The organism is Paraburkholderia sp. Ac-20347 (assembly GCF_017104805.1).
GTDB lineage: Bacteria > Pseudomonadota > Gammaproteobacteria > Burkholderiales > Burkholderiaceae > Paraburkholderia > Paraburkholderia tropica.
In genome coordinates this window covers 1-11,431 of the sequence record NZ_JAAGPN010000262.1, presented here as the reverse complement: position 1 = coordinate 11,431, position 11,431 = coordinate 1, and the positions used below count along the sequence as shown (strand labels likewise).

8 protein-coding genes and 3 pseudogenes are annotated in these 11,431 nt (G+C 57.3%); 3 read left to right on the top strand and 8 right to left on the bottom strand.

Annotated features, from left to right (window positions below):
* Positions 1–133: 133 nt before the first annotated feature.
* The 7 genes and pseudogenes from G3N97_RS39725 to G3N97_RS31650 all read right to left on the bottom strand — a co-directional run.
* Positions 134–523 (bottom strand): annotated as a pseudogene (locus tag G3N97_RS39725) (tyrosine-type recombinase/integrase); the annotation flags it as partial.
* A 669-nt stretch (positions 524–1,192) separates the two neighbouring features.
* Positions 1,193–2,443 (bottom strand): IS256 family transposase, encoded by a 1,251-nt coding sequence (locus G3N97_RS31675; RefSeq protein ID WP_205996882.1) that lies wholly within the window; start codon positions 2,441–2,443, stop codon positions 1,193–1,195.
* Between the two features lie 126 nt (positions 2,444–2,569).
* A complete protein-coding gene (locus tag G3N97_RS31670; RefSeq protein WP_205996881.1) occupies positions 2,570–4,627 on the bottom strand; it encodes an EAL domain-containing protein in 2,058 nt (685 codons plus the stop codon).
* A 79-nt stretch (positions 4,628–4,706) separates the two neighbouring features.
* Positions 4,707–4,943, bottom strand: coding sequence for a hypothetical protein (locus tag G3N97_RS31665; protein ID WP_205996880.1), 237 nt, complete (start codon positions 4,941–4,943; stop codon positions 4,707–4,709).
* A gap of 111 nt (positions 4,944–5,054) precedes the next feature.
* Complete coding sequence (locus G3N97_RS31660) at positions 5,055–5,750, bottom strand: response regulator transcription factor (RefSeq protein WP_205996879.1); 696 nt, start codon at positions 5,748–5,750, stop codon at positions 5,055–5,057.
* A gap of 1,342 nt (positions 5,751–7,092) precedes the next feature.
* Complete coding sequence (locus G3N97_RS31655; RefSeq protein ID WP_205996878.1) at positions 7,093–8,436, bottom strand: type II toxin-antitoxin system HipA family toxin; 1,344 nt, start codon at positions 8,434–8,436, stop codon at positions 7,093–7,095.
* A gap of 3 nt (positions 8,437–8,439) precedes the next feature.
* Positions 8,440–8,700 (bottom strand): helix-turn-helix transcriptional regulator, encoded by a 261-nt coding sequence (locus G3N97_RS31650; RefSeq protein WP_205996877.1) that lies wholly within the window; start codon positions 8,698–8,700, stop codon positions 8,440–8,442.
* A 325-nt stretch (positions 8,701–9,025) separates the two neighbouring features.
* Between G3N97_RS31650 and G3N97_RS31645 the strand changes: the two are divergent.
* From G3N97_RS31645 to G3N97_RS31635, 3 genes and pseudogenes are all read left to right on the top strand, one after another.
* Positions 9,026–9,640 (top strand): annotated as a pseudogene (locus tag G3N97_RS31645) (transposase); the annotation flags it as partial.
* Positions 9,641–9,679: 39 nt separating this feature from the next.
* Positions 9,680–10,714 carry an IS481 family transposase gene (locus G3N97_RS31640; protein WP_205996876.1) on the top strand — a complete coding sequence of 345 codons (1,035 nt, stop codon included), beginning with the start codon at positions 9,680–9,682 and terminating at the stop codon, positions 10,712–10,714.
* Positions 10,708–11,304, top strand: a pseudogene (locus G3N97_RS31635) (IS3 family transposase); the annotation flags it as partial. The gene G3N97_RS31640 and the pseudogene G3N97_RS31635, both read left to right, overlap by 7 nt.
* A gap of 31 nt (positions 11,305–11,335) precedes the next feature.
* Here G3N97_RS31635 and G3N97_RS40235 read toward each other — a convergent pair.
* Positions 11,336–11,431, bottom strand: a 96-nt coding sequence (locus G3N97_RS40235; RefSeq protein WP_346778152.1) for an IS3 family transposase, incomplete at its 5' end; no start/stop codon positions are given.

Genomic DNA, 11,431 nt, shown 5'->3' with positions numbered 1-11,431 from the left:
ACTGGATCGAGGGCTATTACAATCGAGAGCGCCTGCACACCTCGATAGGGTTTCTGACTCCCGTCGACTTCGAGGCCGCGTTGGTCGCTGCATGATCTGCTGTACGTGGAAATGAGGCAGGGTCAGCACGGCAACTGACGAACAACGCGTCGGTGCCGCTCGGCGGTCGTGCGTGGCGTATATAGTCTACGATCGCTTGACCGATGTCCCTGGTTAGCGGAAACGTAATCGCACGGCCGCTCTTGTTGGTAATCGACATCGACGCGACTTTCCAGTCAATATCATGTAGCCGCAGGCGCACGACATCCCCTGCTCGCAGACCCAAGCGAGCGAGCAACAGCACTATTGCATAGTCGCGTACGCCGACCGGCGTACTGCGGTCGCAAGAAGCAATGATCTTCTCAACGTCGTCTGCAGGAATGTAGCGAGGGAGCGACGACAAACACCAATTGGCCACAGTGGGCACAGAGGCGTCAAGGCCCGCTCTGCCTTTGCCTTCCCCTATCAAGAATCGAAGGAACATGCGCAATGCCGTTGTGCAGTTCTTCGTTGCAGCAAGCCCTTGTTTTGCACTCTCATTAAGAACAAACTCCCGCAGGTGATGTGCCGTGAAGCTGGATGGGTCAGTGTCTGCCGCTCTGAGCAGATTTCGGATGGCGATACTGTAGGTCGACAGCGTCGAATCCTTCGCCCCTCTCCTTTCGCGCATCCAATGACGAAACTGAACCAGAAGCTCCGGATCCAACGGTTTGTTATTTGGATTCGATGACTCTATGACGCCGGCGTCCTGAAGGTAACCCGTGAAGAGACGTACGCCATGCATCACTCCTTCCCAGTCTGCATGCCCGTATCTCAAACACGTGCAATTTCTCCGGTGGCTGTCGAATCGTCGAATGATGTCGGGAGAAAGATTTGTTGGTCTGATTCTGTTCTCGTGAGTCCAGTACAGCAGATGTTCAGCGGCTCGGACATGTCGGCGCGCGGTGATTTCTGCATAGCCGACCTCCCACAATCTCAAGGTAAATCCCTCAAGTAGGAGGCTCTCGGGATTAGCAGCGAGTTCGTCGATTCTCTGTTGAGATTCGAAATAGTTTGCAAACATGGTGTCCTCCTGTTTCGCCGACGCGGCTAACGAAGACATCATCCATAAGAGGGACTGTCAGAATTTCCGTGTTCAAGGCGGGATTGAGATTCACACGGATGGTCGAACGAATCGATCCGCATAGAGGATAGCGAATTGGTTCATCGCTGTCTTCCAGTCGTGAGCGGCACGCCCCCAGTCGGCCGTGATGTTGCGCAGTGCCAGCCAGATCAGTTTCGTTGCTGCATCATCGGTTGGGAAGTGACCACGGGTCTTGATGATCTTGCGTAGCTGCGAGTTGATATTCTCGATGGCGTTCGTCGTATAGATCACCTTGCGCACGCCGGGCGGGAACGCGAAGAACGGAATCACGCGATCCCAGGCCCTGCGCCATGCTGCGCTAACCGGGGGGAACTTCTGGCCCCACGGACCTTCGGCAAACGCATCCAGTTCGGCCTGCGCCGCTTGCGCGCTCGCAGCGGTATAGATCGGGCGAATGGCTGCGGCAAGCGATCGGCGATCTTTCCAGCTCGCGTAATCGAGGCTGTTCCGGATCAGATGCACGATGCAGGTTTGCAGCGTGGTCGCCGGGAACACGGCTGCAAGCGCTTCGGGCATGCCCTTGAGGCCGTCGGTGACGGCAATCAGGATATCGCCCACGCCGCGTGTCTTCAGATCGTTGAACACCTTCATCCAGAATTTGGCACCTTCGGTGTTCTCGATCCACAGGCCCAGGATGTCGCGCGTGCCATCGGGCAGAATGCCCAGCGCCAGATAGACGGCCTTGTTGCGCACGACGGCATCCTCGCGGATCTTCACGCGCAGCGCGTCGAAGAACACGACCGGATACATCGGCTCAAGTGGCCGGGCCTGCCAGGCGGTGACTTCGGTCATGACCTCATCGGTGACCGAACTGATGAACTCGGGCGAGACTTCGGTGGCGTATTGCTCCTGCAGGAAGCCCTGAATCTCGCGCACGGTCATGCCCCGGGCGTACATGGCGACGATCTTGTCGTCGAAGCCCGTGAAGCGCCGTTCGTGTTTGGGGATCAGCAACGGCTCGAAGCTGCCGTCGCGGTCGCGCGGCACTTCGATCCGGATCGGGCCGTCTTCGGTCAGAACGGTCTTGGCGCCCCTGCCGTTGCGCTGGTTCGTCACGCTGGCCGGCTTGGCAGCGCCAGGCGCGTAGCCGAGATGATGATTCATCTCGCCGCCCAGCGCCCGTTCGATCAGCGCCTTCTTGAGGGCGAGCGTCGCGGCGTTGATGACTTCGGCCGTCATCGGGCCGCTGCCGAATTGTTCCAGCAGTTCAGCGGGAATGGCCGGCAGTTCGATCGGTGGGGTCTTCGGTTTGCGAGGCATAGGTTCTCCTGGAAAGAATCATATGCCTTGAACACGAAATTAATGACAGGCCGCGGTATCGTGAGACAGTAGACAACACCTACTGCGACACGGACAAAAGCCCGCATATTTTTGTGTGCCCATCGCTCATGATGACTTGTTTGTCGTATTCCCGATCAGGCGGATCTGCCCACTCGACACGAGCTGGTTCAGCGGAACTGGCCGCCCAAACAGAAAACCCTGGATCTCGTTACAGCCTTCTCCCGAGATAATCTGGAGCTGGTCGGGTGTCTCGATGCCTTCGGCCAATACAGGTACGCCAAGACTCTTGCCCAGCGCCAGCACTGCGCGGATGATCGCAATCGCCTGCGGGTCTGAATCGATCTCCTTCACAAACGAACCGTCCAGCTTGATCTTGTCGAACGGAAAGGCGCGCAGCGTATCCAGCGACGAATAGCCTGTTCCGAAATCATCAAGCGCGATACCCACACCCATTGCCTTGATTTCCCGGAGAATCTCCAGCGAGCGCGCGCGATTCGCAAAGATGGTCGATTCCGTCAGCTCGAGCTCAAGCCGTTCGGGCGCCAGTCCCGTCTCCTTCAGTATCGTGCCCACAAGCAGTGGCAGGTCGGCATGCGCAAGCTGCACCGCCGACAGGTTGACCGCGACCCGGTACGGTGGCTCCCAGGTGGTGGCCTTCAGACAGGCCTCCTTCAGTACCCACTCGCCTATCTGAAGAATCAGCCCGCTCTCCTCGGCAATCGGAATGAATTCGGCGGGCGAGATGAAGCCATGCCTCGGATGCTCCCACCGCAGCAAGGCTTCATAGCCAATCGGCTTGCCCGTCGCAATCGAGGTCTGCACCTGGTAATACAGGCTCAGTTGGTTGCGCACGAGCGCCTCGCGCAGATCAACCGCCAGATGCCGGCGGGCCCGCACCGTTTCATCCATGGCCGGTTCGTAAAAACAGATCGTCCGGGTTACGTCCACCTTGGCCCGGTACATCGCCAGATCAGCGTTGTTGACCAGTACAGACGGAACCTTTGCATCGTCCGGATAGATGGCCACGCCAAGGCTGGCCCCCGGCACAAAATCCCAGTCGTCGTACCGGATCGGCCTGCTCAGTGCACTTTCCAGTCGCGTCAGGAATTCGACTAGGACAGAGCGCTCTGCAAAGCGTTTAATCGCGATGAATTCGTCTCCGCCAATACGACTGATGAATTCACCGCTGCCCAGCAGATTCCTCATGCGGCGCGCCAAGATGCGCAGCACCTCATCGCCAGCCTGATGCCCGCGCAGGTCGTTGATTTCCTTGAACCGGTTCAGATCGATGCCCACCAGTGCCAGCTTCGAATGCTCCCCGTCCGCTGCCGCCAGTTCAAGTTCCAGGCGCTCCCCGAAACTCACACGGTTCGGCAGGCCAGTCAGGGGATCGTTTAACGCCATCTGGCGCAGTTGTTCTATCGATTCGGTTCGTTGTTCCCGGTCGAGCAACCAGGTCACGATTCCGACCGCCACGATCACGAGTGCCGCGAAGGCCACCGCAATCGCCAATGCGTTACGCGTACTGGGGTCGACAAAGGCTGCATCCAGCGACACAGGCTCGACCTCAAGCGCAGTCATCCCAGTGAAATGTAGCGCCGCGATGGCAAGTGCCAATATACCAGCCATGAGATTCGCACCCTGCGGATCGTGCGGTCCGTGCCGTGTGCCGTAATGGAGCGCCAGGGCAGACAGGACGACTGACAGAACAACGGAAGCCGCCACATAAGGGACATTCCAGCTCTCGAGACCGTCCACGCGATAGGCCAGCATGCCGGTGTAATGCATCAGCGCAATGACCAGTCCGACGATCATCCCACCGGTCACCGGAGCAAACCGGGCTCGCCAGCACGCACCGACCACCAGACCCGCCGTCGCACCCAGCATGGCGATCAAAAGCGAAGACATTGTGAGCCAGGTGTCGAACAGGACCGGCACACCCGGATCGAAACCCAGCATCGCGATGAAGTGGGTACACCAGATGGCGACCGCCGCCGAAATACCGGTCAGGAAGTGCCAGCCGAACCTTGACGATCCGGTTGCACTTCTTGCGCGCTGAAACAGGTGTGCGCTCACCCAGGCTCCAGCCGCAGCCACCAGCAGGGCGACCAGGACGAGCCAAGGATTGTGCTCGTACGCAATGCAACCCAGTACCTTGATCATGGGGTCACCTTCTGAAGGGAAGCTGGCTGCATTTGAGCATCATTGCGTGCAAATTCCCTTGCGGATATGAAGCTCTGGCTCAAAATGTTTCCCACGAATCTGCGCCGACGCTCTCTACGCTGGCCAGGCTGTTTTCCCCCACTTTTACTGCTGCCGCATCGCCAATACGCGGTGCCTGCACGCTTTTGCGCTCAAGCGCAACGTGAGCGTTTTCCTCATTGACCGCACGTAGTGAGAATTCCCCCAGAACGAGAAGCAATACAATGACAACAGAAAACCCCGCCAGAAGCTGGCTCGATACATTCATATTCTTCAACTGGTCGTCCCGCCGGTGGACAGCTCCTCTTGTGAGCTACCCTGATTATTTAGAAAACTATTCAGAGATATTCACATACATTCAAACGAACGTCTGATCCCGGGATGTCCTTCAATGTCGGTAGTAGTTCACGCAATTCGTATCCGAAGCCATGGACTGATTCGAGGATGTATCCATTTCCCGGCACAGGTCGAGTTTGTTGCGTACGTTAGTGAATCGGATCATCTGTCTCAAACCAAGCTTGTCCAGGATACGCCGGCGGTGGGAAGTCAGGGTTTTCACGCTGATGGACATCGCACGCGCAACCTCAACGCCCTTGTTCCCGCTACCCAGCAGCTTAAGCACCTGATACTTGCGGTTGGACAGCCCTTCATGGCCACGGGGCGCCTGCCCCCGCGTCCTGCAAAGTAGCTGCAGGACTGCTTCCGGAACGGTACGGCGCCCCTGCCTGACACTCGTGAGAGCTTCCACGAATGCGCGCGCGTCCACATTGCCCCTGATGAGGCCCGTGGCTCCACTGCGCAAAGCCCTGAGCGAAAGTGTCGGGTCGGCACTGTTATCGATTGAGAGAATGCCCGTGGAGGGCGCAGCCGAACGCGTCCGGCTGATCAGGTCAACTGCGCGGCCCCGGTCAATTTCCAGATCGATCACGGCCATTGTGAGCGAGGGAACCTGGCGCACACGTTCAAGAATTTGAGTCGCACTGCGTACCAGCACACATCCAAACCCTACTGCGGCCATCCGGGCTAAAGCCTCGATGCTGGCGCAGCGCAGCACGTCAGCACTTGCAATCAGGATCTGGCCCATATCTGCCGATCCAGACAGGACAGGTTCAGTATGACTATCGTCGCATGACACATGGCAAGCATTGCTCAGTAAGATGTTGCCCCTTGTACCGCAGAAAATACCGTGCTCCGGAGAGTGAATGGGAAAGCCGCTACAACAATTGCACGTGAAGCGACGGACGTTTACCGGCCATAGCCAGTTGCTCTCTCGCTATCCATCACATCCAGAAAACTGTCGTGCTGGAATATTCTTCCAGGTGAGTCCGATACGCGATATCGACGGGACTCGATCACCCGGATCTGCCGGGGCATGCGCGCCATGCCCCATGCATCCAGCAATGCACGAAACTGGGCCCCGTCGCTTCCTGGCCGCGCGGCGAAGTGAGCGCTACGCTCGTGGCACGGTATCGGACACGCCACCTGTCGCGATCCATACCCCGGACGGATTCCACAACACCCGTCTCCATCAGGAGCTTGATGGTTCTGGACGCAGTGGATATATCCATCAACTGGGCGGAGACAATATCTGCCACCGTGGCGCCACCTAGATGCTGCACCAGGTGAGCAACTCATCCGCCCTTGCATGTCTCGTCATCGTGCTGACCTTGTCGACGAAAGTGAGGCGTCTGGTAATCGCGGGTATCGCCCCGTCGCAGAAATTTCTTTGAGCGGATTGTACCTTGACTAGGTGAAAACCCTTAATCATTTAAGTTAAATTAACATTTCCAAATCTTATAAAAATTCGGCCTTATTTTTTCACAACACTTGGACCTGTCCGTTGTTCTTACCCTCAGAATGAACTGATCGGAAATATTGTGTAATTATTTCGTGCCAATGACGGCCGCCTGCGTGTTGACCTCCGACTGCACACGATTAGACCTGCCAGTATTAATGCCCGCTGGAGCCTGGCCAGCGCTTTTTTTCGTCCTGCTGTTCCCTGCCCTCGGGCAGTTCGCGGTTCCGCTCCGTCTTCTTGAGGCCGCAGGTCGAAAGACCTTGGAGTTCACTTTTTGCTTGCTGCCCATTGGGGAATTATTCATTCCCATCAGGGTATGGCAATTCCCCTCTTTGTTTTGATAAGTGATATTGGGGGGCGGCTAAAGTCTTGGACTGTTTATGCCGTGATTCCGAGGCTGGCTCGACCAGGCGGGGGGCGGCCGCGTGCTACGATAACGCGATAGTCCAGATGCTGCCCGGCCTCAAGCAGGTTTTCAATTTGCCGCTGCGCGCTGCCTTCCATTCTGCGCCGACAAAAATCGGCCTAGAAGGTCGTCAGACAAGCCGATGTATGGCCCGCACCCGACTATCTGGCTGCGGCACTACGCTGTTCGAGGAACTCTTGAGGGACACGACCCACGCCAACACTAGTTGTTCTTTGGGTGGTTGGCCAATAATTCCGAGCGTCCAATCACCTCTTTCCCATTGTCGGATTTGTCCGCATCGGAAAAGCCCGCAGCTTCGATGATCGGCGTCAGTTGCCGCAGCGCCACCTGTGGTTTTGCGCTGCGTAACGACGCCATTCCGTCGTTCCAGGCGTGCAGCATCTGCTTCGCGATCCATCGCCAACGTGTCTCGTTATTCGCCGCTTCCGCAACATCTTTTCCCGTCGACACTGCAGAGTCGCACAGTGCTTCCACCATTTCCCGATAGCGCCTGGGCGGGATGCCAAGTCGTGTGTTGAAAAAACGCTCCAGCGTCTTGCCGGCCGTCCAGGTCTTGCGGCCATCGACGCTCAACCCGGGTGGATTGTTCGCGAATCGCGGGTACGCTTCTGTGGTAACGATGTCGTACGCGGGCGTGAAGATGACGTCGTCAACGCCTGAATAAAGCAGTGCAATGTTTTTGGAGTGGCAGTCTGCGTTACGTACAACGTAATTGGCAATGAGCAGCCAGCCGAGTTGCTCGGCCTCCTGCCGCCAGCTTGCAGGGCTGATGTAGGGCTTCGTTGCGTTGATCACCTGCTCGGTTGACGGGCGGTACTTCTCATGCGGAGGCAAGCCAAGCAGGCTACAGGCGTCTTCAACGCCGAACACCGGCGTACCCTGTCCGTCGATGTCGAAGCGGTCTACGACGAGTACGCGGCCATCATCCGACATGGTGGTAGTGGCAACCCGCGCGACACCGAGTCTCGCCAGCACCTGCATGGAGTAGTGCTCGTTGAAGCCAAGATAGGGGGTCCGCTCGTCGGAGCCCTTGATGATGTGCCGGCTGGTACGCAATGTCTGCTTGCCCACCGGAGCCTGATTCGAAGGCAGCTCGGGCGCGAGGAATTTAGGCACTGCACCTGAAACGGCTGCGCGCGCGTAGTACCGTACAAGTTCGGCAAAATGCGCCGTCGTCATGTCATCGTGCAACAGCCTTTTCAGATCAAGCGGCTCAAGCTCTCCGCCTGGCGCGGCGCCTTCCGATGTAACGGTTACCCGGCCAATGCCCGAGCCGCCGATGACGGCCAGAAGTGAAAGATCGGTGCCATCGAGATAAGGGCCGAACTCCTCGCGAATGACCTGAAGAAGGAAACCCTCTGGTAGGTTCTGCCGAAAGAAGGGATGCAGGTCGCGAGGCCACACCCACGCATAGTCCCGCACAGGCATTGTCAGACTGACAAAATCGTCGGCAATGGCGTCTGCGGCGTAGCACATCGCATAATCGTCTGCCTGACGATAGAGATGGGCGACCAGTTTGCCTTTGACGTGGACATGGAGGCGCATGCCTTAGTCCCTCGCTGTGCGCTGCTCGGCAAGCACGTCGTCCAACGTGCGCCCATGCCCGCGTTTGACGAGTCGCAGATCGAATCCAGCGGCCTCAAGCAGGCGAACGAGTGCGGATACGCTCATGTCGCCTCGTGCGAGCGTTTCCATTCGTGTCAGCGTCGTGCGCGCGAGACCGGCGCGCTCCGCGAGATCCTTTTGCGAGAGTCCGGCCTCGCGGCGCGCCTCGCGCAACATGTCTGCCACTTCCGCGAGCGTTGTCATTTGTAGCCCCAAGGCATCAGATTTGTCAATTTTAGTCTTAATTGTAGCCCACAGGCGACAATTTCAACATTTAAAAATGTGCCCCTTGGGACACATAAACGCGGAGCCAGCAGGAAAATGTGCGCTTTGGGCCACCATCATCGGTGACGATGCGTCGGAGCACAGCCAGGCACAATGACGAAATCAAACGCACTCGGCAGTTCGCGAACGCCTTTACGACCCGTACCCGTATCGGCCACGCAAACTGCCTGCGCGCATGCTCACGCGGTCGAGTGCTTCCGGGAAGGGGGTGCGGACAAAATCTTGGACTACCTGGAGGTAGTCCGTGTACTCGTACGAAGATCGCATTCGAGCAGTTAAGCTTTATCTGAAGCTGGGCAAGCGCATCAAGGCGACCATAAGACAGTTGGGGTACCCGACAAAGAACTCCCTGAAGGCGTGGCATCGCGAATACGAGCAGTGCCATGATTTGCGAACCGGCTATGTTCGTGCCGCGCCGAGGTATTCGGTCGAAGAGAAACAGGCTGCCGTCGATTACTATCTGAGCCATGACCGATGTGCTGCTGCGACCTTGAAGGTTTTCGGCTATCCGAGTCGTGGAACGTTTGCCAAATGGATCGGAGAATTGTGCCCCGAGATCGGAAAGCGTACTGTCGGCAGAGTGGCTGGCAGCGTTCCGAAATCGCGCGAGGCCAGGCAGGCGGCGGTCATTGAACTGTGCACCAGAGATGAAAGTGCAAGTATGATTGCTCAGAGAGCGGGCGTGAGCAGGCCTCTGCTGTACAACTGGAAGAACCAGCTACTTGGTCGGGAGGTTCCAGCATCCATGAAGCGCCCGAAGAAGCCAGCACCGAACCTTTTGCGTGCGGAGCTGGAGCAGCAGGTCGAATCGCTTCGACGCGACATCCGCAAGCTGGAGCTCGAGCGCGATATCCTCAAGTGTGTGATTCACACACATCGTTTCAACTAAAATGAAGCGATGGACTGCGAGATTGCGACTCGATTACGTTGGGTGCTGATGTATCACGAGACCGGCAACGCCGGTCTCGTATGCGCGCGTTGTGGCATCTCGAGACCGACACTCCGCAAATGGTTACGACGCTACCGGGATGCTGGAGAAGAAGGTCTGCGCTCTCAAAGTCGCCGCCCTCTCAACAGTCCAAACCGAAAGGTTTCCGAAGCTGATCGGGCGACGATTCTCCGGCTGCGTGCAGAGCGCAAAGGAGCACGCCGGATTCAGAACGATTTACGGCTACATGAACAAAGAGAACTGTCCCTCGCGACCATTCACAAGGTTCTGACCAAGGCGTCTGTGAAGCCGCTAGTGCGTTCCAGGCGGCCGGCAAATCCCAAACGCTATAGCCGTCCGGTTCCCGGGGATCGAGTCCAGATGGACACGATGAAGATCGCGCGAGGTGTCTATCAATACACTGCCATTGACGACTGCTCGCGCTTCCGCATACTGGCTGTCTACCCGCGCAGAAACGCCCGAAATACGCTGCTTTTTCTTGATCGTGTCATTGAGGAGATGCCATTTCCAATCCAGCGTATCCAGACCGACAGGGGTGGCGAGTTCTTCGCCGAGTCTGTGCAGCGGCGTCTGATGAGCGAGTGCATCAAATTCCGACCGATCCCTCCACGCTCCCCACACCTCAATGGCAAGGTCGAGCGTTCACAGCTTACTGACCGCAACGAGTTCTGGTGCCACCATGCCCCAACCGAGGACGAGATTGACCGACGAATTGAGGAGTGGCAGTTCGACTATAACTGGCGCCGCCCGCACGGCTCACTCGGTGGTAAGACGCCCGTTGACCGCATTGCAGAAGTGGGCGAAATCACACCTCTCGGGGAGCAAGTGGAAAGCGCCTACGACGGGCTGAAAGAGAGAATCCGGCATCGCGAATGGCGGGTTGACAAGACCCTTGCCGAGCATCATCGGCGCGCGCTTGAATTCGAGTCTCCTACCGGAGCCGCGAACTCAAGCGCGCCAAGAAAACGGCATTCAAGAAAGTGAAACGATGTCTGTAAATCGCACACCTCAAGAAAGCGAACGAACTGATAAAAAAATGGATGGGCATCGACCTGCATCTCCTGAGCAACCGGGAGAAAACGATGCTGGTTGATGCCCTGAAACAAACCTATCCGTTGCCAGAGCTGTTATCCGCCCTGAGGCTTGCCCGCAGCTCCTACTTCTACCACCGTGCGCGTCTGCTTGTCGCTAACAGGCATGCTGACGCGCGTCGCGTGATTGCAGACATCTTCGAATGTAATTACCGTTGCTATAGCTATCGTCGAATCCGGGCGGCATTGAGCAGGCAGCAGGTATTTATCTCAGAGAAATTTGTGCGACGTTTGATGCGGCAGGAAGGCTTGGTCGCTGCCACAACTAGACGACGTCGCTACGGCTCCTATCGTGGAGAAATCACTCCCGCTCCGGAAAATCTCATCAATCGTGATTTCCCTGCAGCCGCCCCGAATCAGAAATGGCTTACGGACATCACCGAATTCCAGATCCCTGCCGGCAAGGTGTATCTGTCGCCGGTAATAGACTGCTTCGACGGACTCGTTGTGAGCTGGTCAATCGGCACTCGGCCCGATGCTGAATGGCCTTCCCCCGCTTTTCCGGACAGGTAAACTAGCCCGTCATGCGTTGCTCGAACTGAACCGGGCTAAGGAAGTTCAGTGTTGAATGTCGGCGATGCGGATTGTAGAAGCGCTCGATGTAATCGAA